The sequence below is a fragment of the Rahnella sp. PD12R genome (assembly GCF_019200965.1).
Taxonomy (GTDB): domain Bacteria; phylum Pseudomonadota; class Gammaproteobacteria; order Enterobacterales; family Enterobacteriaceae; genus Rahnella; species Rahnella laticis.
Genome location: NZ_JAHTMS010000004.1, coordinates 272,163 through 287,709, shown reverse-complemented (window position 1 = coordinate 287,709; position 15,547 = coordinate 272,163). Strand labels below are relative to the sequence as shown.

At 54.8% G+C, this 15,547-nt stretch carries 12 protein-coding genes and 1 tRNA gene; 8 read left to right on the top strand and 5 right to left on the bottom strand.

What is annotated here, in order from left to right:
* Window positions 1-21: 21 nt before the first annotated feature.
* Entirely contained in the window at window positions 22-1,533 is a 1,512-nt protein-coding gene (gene pepA, locus KWG64_RS10595) for a leucyl aminopeptidase (RefSeq protein WP_101075029.1), read from the bottom strand.
* Window positions 1,534-1,811: 278 nt separating this feature from the next.
* Here pepA and lptF point away from each other — a divergent pair, with 278 nt between their 5' ends.
* Both lptF and lptG read left to right on the top strand, forming a co-directional pair.
* The gene (gene lptF, locus KWG64_RS10590) at window positions 1,812-2,906 is read left to right on the top strand and encodes an LPS export ABC transporter permease LptF (protein WP_195825164.1); all 1,095 of its coding nucleotides are present in this window, start codon (window positions 1,812-1,814) and stop codon (window positions 2,904-2,906) included.
* On the top strand, window positions 2,906-3,976 hold the full coding sequence (gene lptG, locus KWG64_RS10585; RefSeq protein WP_195815609.1) for an LPS export ABC transporter permease LptG: 1,071 nt from the start codon (window positions 2,906-2,908) through the stop codon (window positions 3,974-3,976). The genes lptF and lptG overlap by 1 nt, the downstream gene beginning before the upstream one ends.
* Before the next feature lie 75 nt (window positions 3,977-4,051).
* Here the strand turns inward: lptG and ampH are convergent, their stop codons facing one another.
* Window positions 4,052-5,191 carry a D-alanyl-D-alanine-carboxypeptidase/endopeptidase AmpH gene (ampH, locus tag KWG64_RS10580; RefSeq protein ID WP_218521865.1) on the bottom strand — a complete coding sequence of 380 codons (1,140 nt, stop codon included), beginning with the start codon at window positions 5,189-5,191 and terminating at the stop codon, window positions 4,052-4,054.
* A 219-nt stretch (window positions 5,192-5,410) separates the two neighbouring features.
* Here ampH and KWG64_RS10575 point away from each other — a divergent pair.
* Together KWG64_RS10575 and KWG64_RS10570 are read left to right on the top strand one after the other, a co-directional pair.
* Window positions 5,411-5,495 (top strand) — tRNA-Leu (locus tag KWG64_RS10575).
* Window positions 5,496-5,631: 136 nt separating this feature from the next.
* On the top strand, window positions 5,632-6,543 hold the full coding sequence (locus tag KWG64_RS10570; protein WP_218521864.1) for an alpha/beta hydrolase: 912 nt from the start codon (window positions 5,632-5,634) through the stop codon (window positions 6,541-6,543).
* Window positions 6,544-6,755: 212 nt separating this feature from the next.
* On the opposite strand, the gene malG is transcribed toward KWG64_RS10570, so the two are convergent.
* The 3 genes from malG to malE form a co-directional block, all read right to left on the bottom strand.
* Window positions 6,756-7,646: a maltose ABC transporter permease MalG gene (gene malG / locus KWG64_RS10565; RefSeq protein WP_195815614.1), complete on the bottom strand. Its 891-nt coding sequence runs from the start codon at window positions 7,644-7,646 to the stop codon at window positions 6,756-6,758.
* Between the two features lie 13 nt (window positions 7,647-7,659).
* On the bottom strand, window positions 7,660-9,219 hold the full coding sequence (gene malF / locus KWG64_RS10560) for a maltose ABC transporter permease MalF (RefSeq protein ID WP_218521863.1): 1,560 nt from the start codon (window positions 9,217-9,219) through the stop codon (window positions 7,660-7,662).
* Window positions 9,220-9,286: 67 nt separating this feature from the next.
* A complete protein-coding gene (gene malE, locus KWG64_RS10555) occupies window positions 9,287-10,486 on the bottom strand; it encodes a maltose/maltodextrin ABC transporter substrate-binding protein MalE (protein ID WP_218521862.1) in 1,200 nt (399 codons plus the stop codon).
* A gap of 376 nt (window positions 10,487-10,862) precedes the next feature.
* On the opposite strand from malE, the gene malK reads away from it, so the two are divergent.
* The 4 genes from malK (at window position 10,863) to KWG64_RS10535 (ending at window position 15,520) form a co-directional block, all read left to right on the top strand.
* On the top strand, window positions 10,863-11,972 hold the full coding sequence (gene malK / locus KWG64_RS10550) for a maltose/maltodextrin ABC transporter ATP-binding protein MalK (RefSeq protein WP_104924367.1): 1,110 nt from the start codon (window positions 10,863-10,865) through the stop codon (window positions 11,970-11,972).
* A 26-nt stretch (window positions 11,973-11,998) separates the two neighbouring features.
* Entirely contained in the window at window positions 11,999-13,297 is a 1,299-nt protein-coding gene (locus KWG64_RS10545; RefSeq protein WP_218521861.1) for a maltoporin, read from the top strand.
* Window positions 13,298-13,537: 240 nt separating this feature from the next.
* Complete coding sequence (malM, locus tag KWG64_RS10540) at window positions 13,538-14,437, top strand: maltose operon protein MalM (protein WP_218521860.1); 900 nt, start codon at window positions 13,538-13,540, stop codon at window positions 14,435-14,437.
* A gap of 243 nt (window positions 14,438-14,680) precedes the next feature.
* Entirely contained in the window at window positions 14,681-15,520 is an 840-nt protein-coding gene (locus KWG64_RS10535) for an AraC family transcriptional regulator (protein WP_218521859.1), read from the top strand.
* The last annotated feature ends 27 nt before the right edge of the window (window positions 15,521-15,547 follow it).

Below are 15,547 nucleotides of genomic sequence, written 5' to 3'. Positions count from 1 at the left end.
ATACCTTATTTAGCGAATGAATCATTCATCGCCATCAAGGCCAGCGCGGTTCAGCAGGAACTGCGCCAGAAGTGCGACCGGACGACCGGTTGCGCCTTTGTTTTTACCTGAACGCCATGCGGTACCGGCGATGTCCAGATGCGCCCAGCTGTATTTACGGGTGAAGCGCGACAGGAAGCAACCCGCAGTGATTGCGCCACCCGGACGGCCACCGATGTTCGCCATATCCGCAAAATTGGAATCCAGCTGTTCCTGGTATTCATCCGCCAGTGGCAGACGCCACGCGCGGTCACCGGCCTGTTCAGACGCGCCGATCAGTTCGTGTGCCAGCGGATTGTGGTTCGACAGCAGACCGGTGATGTGATGGCCAAGGGCAATCACGCAGGCGCCGGTCAGCGTGGCGACGTCAATCACCAGCTCAGGATCAAAACGTTCAACGTAAGTCAGTGCATCGCACAGCACCAGACGGCCTTCGGCGTCGGTATTGAGCACTTCAACGGTCTGGCCGGACATGGTCGTCAGAATATCGCCCGGGCGGAACGCCTGTCCGCCTGGCATGTTTTCACAGCCTGCGAGCACGCCAATCACGTTGAGCGGCAGATTCAGTTCAGCCACCACACGCATCGCGCCGTAAACCGCTGCGGCACCGCACATGTCGTACTTCATTTCATCCATATCAGCGGCGGGTTTAATGGAAATACCGCCTGAATCGAAGGTCAGACCTTTACCGACGAGCACAATAGGCTTAGCGTCCGGATTAGGATTGCCCTTATATTCCATCACTGACATCAATGATTCGTTCTTCGAACCCTGACCGACGGCCAGATACGCATTCATCCCCAGCTCTTTCATCTGCTGCTCACCGATAACGCGCGTGGTGATATTGGTGCTGAATGCATCGGCCAGCTGGCGTGCCTGCGACGCCAGATACGCGGCGTTACAGATGTTCGGTGGCATATTGCCGAGATCTTTTGCGGCTTTGATACCGGCAGAAACCGCCAGACCATGGGAAATTGCGCGCTCACCGCTGGTCAGTTCACGGCGGGTGGGCACGTTGAAGACCATTTTACGCAGCGGGCGGCGGGGTTCTGTTTTATTGCTTTTCAGCTGATCGAAGGTGTAAAGCGATTCTTTGGAGGTCTCGACCGCCTGACGCACTTTCCAGTAAGTATTGCGCCCTTTAACGTGCAGCTCGGTGAGGAAGCAAACGGCTTCCATAGAACCGGTGTCGTTCAGGGTGTTGATCGTTTTCTGGATCACCTGTTTGTACTGGCGCTCATCCAGCTCACGCTCTTTGCCGCAACCAATCAGCAAGATACGTTCGGAAAGGATATTCGGTACATGATGCAGCAACAGGGTCTGGCCCACTTTGCCTTCAAGTTCGCCACGGCGGAGCAGGGCGCTGATGTAGCCATCACTGATTTTATCGAGTTGTTCGGCAATCGGTGACAGGCGGCGAGGTTCGAAAACGCCGACTACAATACAGGCACTGCGTTGTTTTTCCGGGCTACCGCTTTTTACGCTGAACTCCATGCACTCTCCTGAATCTTAAAGACAAGGGCGGGAGGTACGGCTAGAATGAGTCGCCGGAGACACTCTCCCGTCATTGTGTTAACGACCTGTGTTAACCTTAAACGGCGTTAGTTTTTATTTTGGCGGCTATAAGCAAGTTCCTATAGGACACCCCAAATCTCGGTGTTGTAATACTATTTTAGCTGCGAAGGTTGCCATATGATGAGAATAAATGACGGATTAGCGATGAAACTAGCGATTTTCCTTCAAAAAGACAAGTTTTCACAGGCGTATTAAGCGTGATCATCATTAGATATCTGGTTAGGGAAACCTTCAAGAGCCAATTTGCCATTCTGTTCATTTTACTTCTTATCTTCTTCTGTCAGAAGCTGGTCAGAGTGCTTGGAGCAGCGGTCGATGGCGATATCCCAACAAATTTAGTTCTGTCACTTCTGGGGTTAGGTATTCCGGAAATGGCGCAGCTTATTCTTCCACTCAGCCTGTTCCTCGGTCTGCTGATGACGTTCGGCCGGTTATATACCGACAGCGAAATTACCGTCATGCATGCGTGCGGCCTTGGAAAACGCTCACTGGTTATCGCAGCGCTGGTTTTGGCGCTGTTTACGTCATTTTTCGCCGGGATCAACGCCATCTGGCTGAGCCCCTGGTCGTCAAAACATCAGGACGCGGTTCTGGCGGAAGCGAAAGCTAACCCGAGCATGGCGGCGATGGTTGAAGGCCAGTTCCAGCAGGCACAGAACGGCAATGCGGTTCTGTTTGTCGGCAGTGTGAAAGGCAAAGAATTCCATAACGTTTTCCTCGCGCAGTTGCGCCCGAACGGCAACCAGCGACCTTCCGTCGTGGTGGCAGATAAAGGCCATATGTTGCAACGTGCGGACGGTTCTCAGCAGGTGATGCTCGACAAAGGCACGCGCTATGAAGGCACCGCGCTGCTGCGTGACTTCCGCGTTACAGACTTCACCGATTATCTGGCCGTTATCGGGCATCAGGCGGTTCAGCTTGATCCGAATGAGTCTGATCAGATGACGATGACCCAGCTCTGGCAATCTTCAGAACCCGATGCCCGCGCAGAGCTGAACTGGCGTTTAACGTTAATTGTTTCGGTCTTCATCATGGCATTGCTGGTGGTGCCGCTCAGCGTGGTGAACCCGCGTCAGGGCCGCGTTCTCAGTATGCTGCCGGCCATTTTGCTGTACCTGATTTTCTTCCTGCTGCAAACCTCGCTGCGCTCTAACGGTGCGAAAGGTAAGCTGGATCCGATGATCTGGATGTGGGGGACGAACCTGCTCTACTTCGGGCTGGCATTGATTCTGAATGCATGGGATACCTTGCCGGTTCGTAAGGTCCGCGCGCGTCTGAGAGGAGCTGCCTGATGTTTGGCGTATTAGACCGGTATATTGGTCGCACTATCTTTAACACCATCATGATGACGCTCTTCATGCTGGTGTCGCTCTCGGGCATCATCAAATTTGTCGATCAGTTGCGTAAAGTCGGGCAGGGCGGATATTCCGCTGCGGGCGCCGGGTTGTACACCCTGCTGAGCGTGCCGAAGGATGTCGAAATCTTCTTCCCGATGGCCGCATTGCTCGGTGCATTGCTGGGTCTTGGCACGCTGGCCACGCGCAGTGAACTGGTGGTTATGCAGGCTTCCGGTTTTACCCGTATGCAGATTGCAGCGTCGGTGATGAAAACCGCGATCCCGCTGGTGTTGCTTACCATGGCGATCGGCGAATGGGTTGCGCCGCAGGGCGAACAGATGGCGCGTAACTACCGTGCGCAGCAGATGTACGGCGGTTCGCTGCTTTCCACCCAGAACGGTCTCTGGGCGAAAGATGGACACGATTTTATCTATATCGAACGTGTTGCGGGTGAAAATGAGCTCACCGGCGTCAACATCTATCACTTCGATAAAGAGAATAAGCTTCAGTCGGTGCGTTATGCGTCTTCAGCCACCTTCGATAAAGGCGTGTGGAATCTTTCTCAGGTGGATGAATCAGACCTGACGGATAATCTGCAAATCACCGGTTCCCAGACGCTGACCGGCGTGTGGAAAACGAACCTGACGCCGGACAAACTGGGCGTTGTGGCACTCGATCCGGACGCGTTATCGATAAGCGGCCTGCATAATTACGTGAAGTATCTGAAGCAAAGCGGGCAGGAAGCTAAACGGTATCAGCTGAACATGTGGAGCAAGATTTTCTCGCCACTGTCGGTTGCCGTGATGATGCTGATGGCGCTCTCGTTCATCTTTGGGCCGCTGCGCAGTGTACCGATGGGTGTACGTGTGGTGACCGGTATTTGCTTCGGTTTCCTGTTCTACGTGCTCGACCAGATTTTCGGGCCGTTAAGTCTGGTTTATAACATTCCGCCAATCCTTGGCGCATTGTTACCGAGCGGATTGTTCTTCGTCATCAGCATGTTCTTACTGCTGAAAAAGCGCTAAATCTGACAATCCGGATAAACAAAAAGCAGGCAATGCCTGCTTTTTTTACGTCTGCAATCCGGGCTAATCTCGCCATCAGATCTCGTTATTACGCACCAGATCGGCCACCAGATCGTTCACGCCATCGCTCATATTTTTGAACTTGGTCAGCTCGCTGCGGGTAACCACCACGAACACGCCGACGCCACGCTGCGGAACCATCGCGACATACGTGATAAAGCCACCACCGCCACCGGTTTTCTGGATAATGCGCGGCAGCAACGGCGTTGGCGCCATCGTTACCCAGCCCATTCCCAGTGAATCCGCCATGCCCGGCACATCCATCCCTTTCAGCGACACCAGATCGGTACGCTTGTAATACATCTTCTGCGCCATTTCAGCTGTGGCAGTGCGCTGCCCGAGGAACTGACGCATCCAGCGGCCCATATCGGCAGGCGTGGAGTAAATGCCACCGCTGCCCGCGGCTGCAATGGTGTTAATGCAAGGGCTTGGGCGCAGACCTTCCATCAGGCGCGAACACTGGCTGGCGTTCGGCGTCAGGGTCGTATCCACCATACCTAACGGCTGCGTTATCTGATCGCGCAACAGTTGCGTATACGGCTGATTGGCGGCTTTGGATAACGCATCGGAAAGCAGGTCAAAGGCCAGATTAGAGTAAGACGCGCGCGCGCCAGGCGGAGTGGTCATTTTGGCCACGCTCAGCCAGCTCCAGCGATCGCTTTTTGTCGGCCAGGTAAAGACCGCGCGATTCGCCGCACCGCCTGGCTGCTCACGCGGCAGGCCACTGGTGTGCGTCGCCAGGTTCAGCAGGGTAATCGGATTTGTGCCGCTGTAAGAAGGCACCCGCGCACCGGCTGGCGCGTATTTACGCAACGGATCGTTAATGCTGACTTTGCCCTGCTGCGCCATTTTGACCAGCACTTCGCTGGTAATCAGCTTGGTCAGGGAAGCAATGCGAACGACTGAGTCTTCACGCGGACGCAGGTCAGAGCCGGGACGCGTCTCCCCGAAACTGCGGAAAACCTGCTGATTGTTATCCACCACCACCAGCGCCATTCCCATCGCGCCGCTGCCGTAAAAGATGTGTTCTGCATGGTCATCCACGACCTGCGACGCCAGACGCGCATTTTGCTGCGCGTGGCTCCATAAAGGCGTACTGGCAAACGCCAGCGCGAGGAGCGAAAGGGAGAGTTTTTTCAACAAGCGGGTATCCATCAACAGGCCATAAACTATTCGTGATTTGTATACTAATGCGAAGTTTAAAAATCGGCATTGGAAAAACGAGCACAAACGGAAGATTTTTGTCAGCAAAATCCCGCCGCCCTGCGGCTGATGTCTGTTTTTTCAACACTTAAACCGAACAACGCCGGATAACTATTGCGTGACCGGCTGGGCTGGGTATAATGCCCACGTTTTCCGCATACTACTTTCAGTGCCGAAGTGGCGAAATCGGTAGACGCAGTTGATTCAAAATCAACCATCGAAAGATGTGCCGGTTCGATTCCGGCCTTCGGCACCAATAGTATGAAAATCAAGTCACCCACGGGTGGCTTTTTTTATGCCAAAACTTCCTTTTCCCCGCTTTCACCTCTCCTTTCCTCTTTCCGATAACCGGATTACACTCCTAAATTCCCCCACACTCAGGATGATCCCCCATGCCTCTGGAACCCGAAATCGCCTCCCTGGTTAATGATTTTATCGGCGCAGGTCGTCCGTCATCTCGCAGTCAGACTTATGAGGCACGTCGTGCCGGGTATGTTGCCAGCACGGTTTTAGCAGGGGATATCGAGCAGCGTGTAAATGTTGAAGATGTGGTTATCGATGGCATTTCTTTGCGCGTGATGTCGCCTTTAAATGCGGCTCAAATACTGCCTGCAGTGATCTATTTTCATGGCGGCTGTTTTGTGAGTGGGGGTTTTACGACGCATGATAATCAGCTGCGTCAGTTGGCCTTTTTCAGCGGTTGTCGGGTGATTGCGGTGCAATACCGTCTGGCACCTGAGCATGCTTATCCGGCAGCGCACGATGATGCGGAACGTGCTGCAAATCTGATCAGGGAACATGCCGGGAGGTTGGGTGTTGATCGCCGCCGCATTGCTTTTGCGGGGGACAGCGCGGGCGCACATATTGCCCTGATAACAGCGCTTCGTCTGCGCGATGCGGGGCAGTGGTTGCCTCAGCAATTGGTTCTGATTTACCCGATGATTGACGCCACTGCGTCATCTGCCAGCCATCAGCGTAATGGTTTTGATTACGTCCTCACCAGCGACACGTTGCTCAGCGGTTTTGAAGCTTATTATCCTGACACAGATTTTATGCATCCCGAAGTCAGCCCGTTATGGCGTGATGATTTCTCAGGGTTGCCGCCGGTGCATATTATTACAGCCGAATACGATCCGTTATGCGATGAAGGTGAAATGTTGTTTACCCGCCTGACGGAGCAGGGCGTTAGCTGCACAGCGCAGCGTTATCCGGGCGTTATCCACGGTTTTTTCCAGCTTGGCGGAATCAGCCAGATGGCGCGAAATGCCATGCGCGATATCGCAACCCGCCTCAGCACCCTGTAAGCCATGAATTTTCAGACAAAAAAAAGCGGCCTATCAGGCCGCTGAAGACACAGGGAAATCAAACCCTCCTTCATACTTCGAATTGCAGATGCGTTGGCTGCACTCGCTCACCCGAATCACTGACTTATTGTCAGCTCATCGGGATTCACTCACTTGCCGCCTTTCTGCACCTCGAATTATTTTGGAGGTAAGCGCATTAGATTTTAAAACAGTTAACCTTTCACACCGCCTGCCGTGAGGCCGCCGACCAGCCAGCGTTGGGCTATCAGGAACACTGCCGTAATCGGGATTGCCGACAGAATTGCGGCAGCCGCGAAGTCGCCCCACAGGTAGTTTTGCGGGTTGAGATATTGCTGCATACCCACCGCCAGGGTGTAGCTGTTCACGTCACGCAGTAACAGCGATGCCACCGGCACTTCGGTAATCGCGGCGATGAACGACAGAATAAAGACTACTGCCAGAATCGGGACGGACAGCGGCAAAAGCACCAGCCGGAAGGCCTGCCACGGGCTTGCACCGTCGAGCGCGGCGGCTTCTTCCAGCGAGCCGTCGATGGTTTCGAAATACCCTTTGATGGTCCAGACGTGCAACGCGATGCCGCCCATGTACGCAAAGATCACGCCGCCGTGGGTGTTCAGCCCGAGGAACGGCACGTAAATGCCGAGGCGGTCGAAGAGGGCGTATAACGCCACCAGCGACAGCACCGCCGGGAACATCTGGAAGATCAGCATCCCTTTGAGCAGCGAACTTTTGCCACGGAATTTCATGCGGGCAAAGGCGTAGGCGCACGTAGTTGAAAGCGCCACGATCCCGACGGCGGTGATCCCGGCTATCTTGATCGAGTTCCACAACCACAGCATCACCGGGAACGGTGGCGGCGTAATGCTGCCGTCGCTGTTGGTCACTGCAATCCCCAGAGCCAGTTTCCAGTGATCCCACGAGACCTGATCGGGGATCAGGCTGCCCGTCGCGAAATTACCCGGCCGCAGCGAGATGGCGAATACCATTAGCAGCGGGAACAGGATCAGCGCAAGAAAGCACAGCAGCAAAAGGTGCGTCACCAGTAATCTGACTTTTTGCGACTTAGGTTTAACCATTGGCATTTTGTGTTTCTCCTCAGTCGAATTTCATGCGTGAAGCTTTCAGGTTCACGATAGCCAGCGCGCCAACCAGCAGGAAGATCAGCGTGGCAATCGCCGCCGCCAGCCCGAAGTCCTGCCCGCCGCCGCCTTCGAAGGCGATGCGGTAGGTATAGCTGACCAGTAAATCGGTGTGTCCGGCCGGTGTGGTGGTGCCGAGCATGTCCGGGCCGCCGTTGGTCAGCAGCTGGATCAGCACGAAGTTATTAAAGTTAAACGCGAAGCTGGCGATCATCAGCGGCGTCAGCGGTTTGATCAGCAGCGGCAGCGTGATGCGGAAGAAGTTCTGCATCGGCGTCGCGCCGTCCATTGCGGAAGCTTCGTAGAGATCGTCGGGGATGGCTTTCAGCAGGCCCATGCACAGGATCATCATGTACGGATAACCCAGCCAGGTGTTGACGATAATGATCATGCTTTTGGCGGTCATCGGATCGCTGAACCACGCCGGTTTGATGCCAAACAGGGCGCTCAGCATCAGGTTGATTTCCCCGAAGCTCTGGTTGAATAACCCTTTGAAAATCAGTATCGAGATAAACGCCGGCACCGCATACGGCAGGATCAGCAGGATGCGGTACGCCGCTTTGCCTTTCAGCTCTTCCCACTGCACGACGCAGGCCAGCACCATGCCGACGGCCACGGTCAGCACTACGGTCAGCAGCGCAAAAACAATCGTCCAGACGAAAATGGACAGGAAGGGTTTTTGAATGCCTTCGTCGTGCAGAACGCGCAGGAAGTTACCCCAGCCGATCCCCACGGTAAATCCGGGGCTGAGTTTTTCAGCCTGCCATTCGCCCTGAGCGTTCACGGCCTGATAGAAACCGGTGTCCATGTTCGGGCGGTAAATCGTGCCGGTCTGTACGTTAGTCAGCTGTTTATGATCTTCGCCCAGCTTGTACAGCGGCTGCGTGCCGGAGAACTGGCGCAGGGAACTCATGCGCAGGATCTCGCCGTCAGGCAATTTTGCAGATAACTGGCCGAGCGCCAGACGATTTTGCGTCACCACGCGCAGCCCGGCTTTATCAGCAGACGGCGGGGTTTGCGGGAGCATTTCCAGCGTTTTGGGTGCGGAAGCATCGAACGCAAAAGGCGGAGAAACCAGCGTCTCGCTGTCATCGGCCGACGTCAGCGCCAGCTGCCATTTGTCACCGGCTGGCTCTTTACCAGCAGGGAATAGGGCAAAGTTGAGCGCTTTTCCGCCCTGAAACTCACGTCCCATCAGAACGGATTGCGCACGTTCGAACGTCAGCTGGTTGGTGCTGCTGTAGTTGGTGAAGGCAATAGCGATGGTACAAATCAGCGGAAACAGGACGAAAAGCCCCATTCCGGCAAGACCGGGGTAAACGTAGCGCCATGAATACGCGTGACGGTTACCGTAAATGTATAAACCGAGGCTGGACAAAATCAGCGTCAGAACGGCAAAAAGGTATTCACCCTGCGCATACATCAGCACGATCAGATAACCGGTAAAGCAGGCGAGCAGGCTGATCACCAGCCATTTTAACGCAGTGCTGAACGGCCGTTTTTTTCGAGCATTCATAGGGAAATCCTTTTATTCACGGCGCGGAACCCGAGAGTTCCGCGCCGGTGTTTGCCTTGAAAAGTGCTTACTTGGTAATGCGGGTTTCGACGTCTTTCAGCGCCTGTGGAACGGTCTGACGGCCATTCACTGCGTTGATGATCGCGCTACGTTCTGCGTACCAGAAGGCGCTCATCTGCGGAATGTTTGGCATGATTTCGCCATTTTTGGAGTTCGCCATGGTGGCCGCAATGCGCGGGTCTTTTTCCAGCTGTTCCTGATAGGTTTTCAGCGCCACGGCGCCCAGTGGTTTGTCTTTGTTGACCAGAGCCAGACCGTCGTTGGTGATCAGATAGTTTTCCAAGAACTCTTTCGCCAGTTCTTTGTTCGGGCTGGCGGCGTTGATCCCGGCTGTCAGCACGCCGACGAACGGTTTAGACGGTTTGCCATGGAAGGTTGGCAGCAGCGTCACGCCGTAATTGATTTTGCTCTTGTCGAGGTTTGACCACGCCCACGGGCCGTCGATGGTCATCGCGGTCTGGCCTTTGTTGAAGGCGGCTTCGGCAATGGAATAGTCGGTGTCGGCGTTGATGTGTTTGTTTTTCACCAGATCGATGATGAATTGCAGACCGGCCTGAGAACCTGCGTTATTTACGCCGGTGTCTTTGATGTTGTATTTGCCGTTTTCATACTTGAACGCGTAACCGCCGTCAGCGGCAATGATTGGCCAGGTGAAGTACGGTTCCTGCAAGTTCCACATGATGGCGCTCTTGCCTTTGGCGCGCAGTTCTTTGTCCAGCGCCGGGATTTCTTCCCAGGTTTTTGGCGCTTCTTTGATGATGTCTTTGTTGTAAATCAGCGACAGCGCTTCGACTGCAACCGGGTAGCCGATCAGCTTGCCGTTAAAGGTCACGGCGTCCCAGGTGAACGGGAACAGCTTGTCTTTGAAGGTCTGGTCCGGGCTGATTTCAGCCAGCAGGCCCGATTGTGCATAGCCGCCAAAACGGTCGTGCGCCCAGAAGATGATGTCAGGGCCACCGCCGGTCGCCGCGACTTGCGGGTATTTCTCTTCCAGTTTGTCCGGATGTTCGACCGTGACTTTAATACCGGTGTCTTTTTCAAACTTCTTACCGACTTCCGCCAGGCCGTTATAGCCTTTGTCACCGTTGATCCAGATGACCAGCTTTCCTTCTTCTATTTTGGCAAAAGCGGAAGATGACAGCACCAGGGTAGCCAGCGCCGAAAGTGCCAGTGTATGTTTCACGATCTTCTTAATGCTGAGGGTCATAATCCAGTCCTTTTATTCCTGTTAGGAGTCGGTTTGCTTCCCGTCTTAGACGGAAAAGGCAGGGTACGACGCCAGTGTGGATTTAACCCGTCAGGGCTTCATCATCCCCCCCTCTACGCCCCCGTCCCTCAGAATGTGATCCCGCCGACACTCTCAGGCGTTATGTGGCTTATCACTCAAAAAAATGGTTCGTTTTTTGCCATTCAGATCACGAATTTGATTTTTGACGTGAACTTTCATCCGGTTGCATGAATTCGTCATCCTCCCTGCTCCTCCCCCATGAAAAACTTTGTTACGGATGATTACGCTTAACCGCTAATCCTTCACTCTTCGTTGCATTGAGTTTTCCCGCTGGCAGCAAGTACAGGAGTTCAGGATGGCGAGCGTTTCCCTTAACAGCGTGTACAAAGCCTTTGGCGAAACCGTGATTTCCAGCGACATCAATCTGGAAATCGAAGAGGGCGAATTTGTAGTGTTTGTCGGGCCATCCGGCTGCGGTAAATCGACGCTGCTGCGCATGATTGCCGGCCTGGAAGATATCACCTCAGGCGAGCTGAAAATTGGCGATAAACGTATGAATGAAGTGCCGCCTGCGGAACGCGGGATCGGCATGGTGTTCCAGTCGTATGCGCTGTATCCGCATTTGTCCGTCGCTGAAAACATGTCTTTTGGCCTGAAACTGGCGGGCGCGAAAAAAGCTGAAATCAACCAGCGGGTGAATCAGGTCTCCGAAGTGTTGCAGCTGGCGCATCTGCTCGACCGTCGCCCGAAAGCGCTTTCCGGCGGACAACGTCAGCGCGTGGCGATTGGCCGTACGCTGGTCGCCGAACCGACCGTTTTCCTGCTCGATGAACCGCTTTCCAACTTAGACGCCGCGCTGCGTGTGCAGATGCGTATCGAGATTTCCCGTCTTCATAAGCGCCTGAAACGCACCATGATTTACGTGACGCACGATCAGGTCGAAGCGATGACGCTGGCCGACAAAATCGTGGTGCTCGACGCCGGGCATATCGCGCAGGTCGGTAAGCCGCTTGAGCTTTATCACTATCCCGCTAACCGCTTTGTCGCCGGATTTATCGGCTCTCCGAAAATGAATTTCCTGCCGGTGAAAGTCACCGGTGCTGAGCCTGCGCGCGTGCAGGTCGAATTGCCCAACCGCCAGCAAGTCTGGCTGCCGGTGGAAGGCACCGACGTCAAAGTCGGCAGCAACCTTTCACTGGGGATCCGCCCTGAACATCTTCTGCCAAGCGACGTCGCCGAAGTGACGCTTTCCGGCGAAGTGCAGGTGGTTGAGCAACTGGGTAACGAAACACAGATCCACATCCAAATTCCGGCAATTCGTCAGAACCTGGTGTACCGCCAGAACGACGTGGTGCTGGTAGAAGAAGGTGCAACATTCGCCATCGGTTTGCCGCCACACCGCTGCCATCTGTTCCGCGAGGACGGAACTGCATGTCGCCGGTTACACCCCGAACCTGGTGTTTGAAAGCACGCGATCCCCTACAGGAGAAAATGATGATTACAATGCGTAGTTCTTCCCTGGCGCTGGCAGTGGCTGCTGGCATCCTTTCTACACAAGCAATGGCGGTTGATTTTACAGGTTATGCCCGTTCGGGTATTGGCTGGACCGGCAGCGGTGGTGAGCAACAGTGTTTCAAAGCGACAGGCGCAGACAGCAAATACCGTCTCGGTAACGAATGTGAGACGTACGCAGAGTTAAAACTGGGTCAGGAAGTGTGGAAAGAAGGGGATAAAAGCTTCTACTTCGACACCAACGTGGCGTATTCCGTATCCCAACAGAACGACTGGGAGTCAACCGATCCGGCTTTCCGCGAAGCAAACGTGAAGGGTAAGAACCTGATCGAATGGCTGCCGGGCTCCACCATCTGGGCCGGTAAGCGTTTCTACCAACGTCATGACGTTCACATGATCGACTTCTACTACTGGGATATTTCCGGCCCGGGTGCAGGTCTGGAAGATATCGATGTGGGCTTCGGTAAATTGTCTCTGGCCGCGACCCGTAACACCGAAAGCGGTGGCTCTTACGGTTACATCGCCGACCAGCGTAATGAAGTACCGACTTCCAACGACGTGTTCGACGTTCGTCTGGCCGGTCTGAACCTGAACCCGGGCGGCGTGCTGGAACTGGGTGTGGATTACGGTCGTGCCAATGCGCGTGACGGTTATTCTCTGGATAAAGATTCTGCAAAAGACGGCGTATTGCTGACCGCAGAACACACGCAAAGCATCTATAACGGCTACAACAAATTTGTCCTGCAATACGCGACAGATTCCATGACTGACCCGAACACAGGCGCAGCCACCGGTCACTCCAACGGCGGTAACATCAACAGCAACGGCCACATGGTTCGCGTGCTTGACCACGGTGCGATTGACTTCAACGACACCTGGAGCCTGATGTACGTGGCGATGTATCAGGACGTTGACCGCGACAACAACAACGGCGCGACCTGGTACACCGTGGGTGTCCGTCCGATGTACAAATGGACCCCAATCATGAGCACCTTGCTGGAAGTCGGTTACGACAACGTGAAATCTCAGCGTACCAGCGAGAAAAACGGTCAGTACAAAGTCACCCTGGCGCAACAGTGGCAGGCAGGTGACAGCATCTGGTCGCGTCCGGCCATCCGTGTCTTCGCCACCTACGCGAACTGGGATGAAAAATGGGGTTATGACACCGACAGCGGCGCAAACAATGGCTTAGCGATGAATGACACCAGCACAAGAACCTTCAGCCGCGGTAACGACGATGAAGTAACGTTCGGTGCACAGATGGAAATCTGGTGGTAAACCTCGTCATCCTTCATGCCACTGGTGCGTTGGCTGCGCATCCTCGCCCCGGTCACGTAGTTGGCTACGCTCCCGGGGACTTGGAGGCTTGCCGCCTTCCTGTGACGCGAATGATTTAGAGGTTCGGCTCCTCATTGCATAAACGAAAGCTTTAAAAAAATCGCAGTAAAGAAGATGTGCTGGCTGGCGGATTATCGGTGATGACCGCCAGCCTTCATGGTGATTTCAAAGGAAACAATAATGAAAAAAAATCTGCTGTCACTGTGTCTGTCGCTGAGCCTGATGGCTGCTGCCCCTGCGGTCGGGCACGCTGCGCAAAATGATGCCAATACGGCACCGGCGATTTCCAGCCAGACCTTACGCAACCTTTCATGGACGCCGCTGGTTCCGCCAGTGACGCAGGATGTGACGCTCGGAACCTCCAGCGTTCAGATTAATCAGGGTGAAATTCAGGGCGCTGTGGGCGCGTTTGCGCTGCCTGCCGATCGCGGTTCGCTTGAAATCACGCTGACCAGCATTGCCACCGGCAAAACACTTTATGCGCCGAACGTCTTAGTGCTCGATGAGCAGATGCGTCCGGCAGCGTTTTATCCTTCCAGCTATTTCCCGTACCAGAAGCCGGGCATTGTCTCCAGCGATCGTCTGGAAGGCACGCTGAAACTGACGCCTGCACTGGGTCAGAAACAAATTTACCTGCTGGTTTACACCACACGTCAGGATCTGGCAGGCACCACGCAGATGACCAACCCGGCGAAAGCCTTTGCGGCAGGCGTGGGTAACGCTGTGCCGGATATCCCGGATCCGATTGCGCGTCATACGCCAACCGGCACGCTGAGCCTGAAAGTCAGCGCCGAGCAGAAAACCGGTAACGTGATGATTGGTCAGATCTTCCCGTCTTCCGCACCGGCTGCGGCAACGCCGGTTGTTGTCGGCAATACCCAGCCTGCCGCTGCGCCCGCTACCACGCCTGCGAAACCAGCCGAACCAATGCTCAGCGATTCTGAAAGCTATTTCAACGACGCGATTAAGAAAGCCGTGAAAGCCGGTGACGTTGATAAAGCCCTGAAACTGCTGGATGAAGCCGAACGTCTGGGCTCGAAAACCGCCCGCAAAACCTTTATCGAAAGCGTTAAACGGTAAGTTTTCTTAGCTCCCCCTGCAAGTGCAGGAGATAAAGCAGACAGTTTTTAACTCCTCCCCCTGCGAAGGGGGAGGTTGGGAGGGGGTTTAGCAGAAGAAATTTTTGCTTAAGCGCATTTCAACTTTAGTTTTTGACCTTTATACCCCACCCCAACCCTCCCCTTCGCAGGGGAGGGAGCCGATCGAGTTTTCTTCATATCTCCTATTTGTTACTCTGCTGTGAATACGTTCAGTGAGGTATTTATGGCGTCTGCAAACTGGGTTGATTTGTCGAAAGATAAAGACAGCGGGATCGAAACGATCCACGCCCATTTCGAAGGCCATGCTTACGATCCGCACTGGCACGACAGCTATTTAGTCGGCGTTACGCAGCAGGGGTTGCAGCAGTTCAGCTGCCGTCGTCAGAAACACCAGAGCCTGCCGGGCAAAGTTTTTATGCTCGAACCGGGCGAAATTCATGACGGTGACGCCGTGCAGCCCGGCGGTTTCACCTATCACATGTTGTATCTTGACCCGCAATGGCTCAGCCGTGAACTGACGGCGCGACGCGACTCCCTTTCTTCTGCCGGTGATCCGAGTTTCGAAAAAACCTTAGCGCACGATCCGCGTCTGGCGCAGGCCACATCGCTGGCGTTTCAGGCGCTGCATGGCAAAGAGCTGCGCATTGTCCGCCAGACGGCGCTCGACGGTTTGCTGAGCGCGCTGAGCGGGCATCTCACCTGGCAGCCGCCGCAGCCGCAACAATTCTCGCCGTGGTCACGCATCGCGCACCGGGCGCGGGAATATCTGCATGCGCATCTGCACGAAGATATGGGGCTGGAACAGCTGGCCGCCGCCACCGGCGAAAGCCGTTTTGTGGTCAGCCGCGCGTTTAAAGCTGAATTCGGATTGCCGCCGCATGCGTATTTTATTCAGCTAAAACTCACCTGTGCCCGCGACGGACTGGCGTCAGGCCGGACTCCGGCGGCGGTTGCCGCAGATTTAGGTTTTGCCGATCAGAGCCATCTCGGGCGCTGGTTCCGCCGCGCTTATCAGCTCACGCCCGCGAATTACCGGCGCTTGTGCACAAATCTTCCAGATTGAAAAAAACCGGCAGGCTAAGCTCGGGGT

Coding starts and splice junctions, on each gene's coding strand:
- pepA (WP_101075029.1), bottom strand. CDS start 1,533: ATGGAGTTCAGCGTAAAAAGCGGTAGCCCGGAAAAACAACGCAGTGCC.
- lptG (WP_195815609.1), top strand. CDS start 2,906: ATGTTTGGCGTATTAGACCGGTATATTGGTCGCACTATCTTTAACACC.
- ampH (WP_218521865.1), bottom strand. CDS start 5,191: ATGGATACCCGCTTGTTGAAAAAACTCTCCCTTTCGCTCCTCGCGCTG.
- KWG64_RS10570 (WP_218521864.1), top strand. CDS start 5,632: ATGCCTCTGGAACCCGAAATCGCCTCCCTGGTTAATGATTTTATCGGC.
- malG (WP_195815614.1), bottom strand. CDS start 7,646: ATGCCAATGGTTAAACCTAAGTCGCAAAAAGTCAGATTACTGGTGACG.
- malF (WP_218521863.1), bottom strand. CDS start 9,219: ATGAATGCTCGAAAAAAACGGCCGTTCAGCACTGCGTTAAAATGGCTG.
- malE (WP_218521862.1), bottom strand. CDS start 10,486: ATGACCCTCAGCATTAAGAAGATCGTGAAACATACACTGGCACTTTCG.
- malK (WP_104924367.1), top strand. CDS start 10,863: ATGGCGAGCGTTTCCCTTAACAGCGTGTACAAAGCCTTTGGCGAAACC.
- KWG64_RS10545 (WP_218521861.1), top strand. CDS start 11,999: ATGATGATTACAATGCGTAGTTCTTCCCTGGCGCTGGCAGTGGCTGCT.
- malM (WP_218521860.1), top strand. CDS start 13,538: ATGAAAAAAAATCTGCTGTCACTGTGTCTGTCGCTGAGCCTGATGGCT.
- KWG64_RS10535 (WP_218521859.1), top strand. CDS start 14,681: ATGGCGTCTGCAAACTGGGTTGATTTGTCGAAAGATAAAGACAGCGGG.